This is a genomic window from Massilia sp. CT11-108 (assembly GCF_047302915.1).
Classification (GTDB): domain Bacteria; phylum Pseudomonadota; class Gammaproteobacteria; order Burkholderiales; family Burkholderiaceae_D; genus Telluria; species Telluria orientalis.
In genome coordinates, this window is record NZ_JBKYMO010001573.1 from 1 (window position 1) to 262 (window position 262).

Genomic DNA, 262 nt, shown 5'->3' on the forward strand with positions numbered 1-262 from the left:
CGAGATCACTGAGCTCATGAGTGGCCGTGCAGTGCCGTTCTAGCCGGTCATCCCCTGCGCCTCAGTCTTGGCGTACCCGCCCTGCACCGCCTCTTCACTGTTCCAGCCTCTTGGCTCATCTTTCTTTGGAGCATGCATGCGGGGTGTGATATTTGTGTCGTTGTACAGGGCGATGGAGGTTTTCATGTAAATAATTGTTCGTATTTTGTTGATGTGGATAGCTCAATCATGTTGTGATGACTTGAGGGATGTTTGTGGATGT

At 50.8% G+C, this 262-nt stretch carries 1 protein-coding gene; it reads right to left on the minus strand.

Annotated features, from left to right (window positions below):
- Positions 1-39 precede the first annotated feature (39 nt).
- Entirely contained in the window at positions 40-186 is a 147-nt protein-coding gene (locus ACEN88_RS35645; RefSeq protein WP_413347113.1) for a hypothetical protein, read from the minus strand.
- Positions 187-262: the final 76 nt, after the last annotated feature.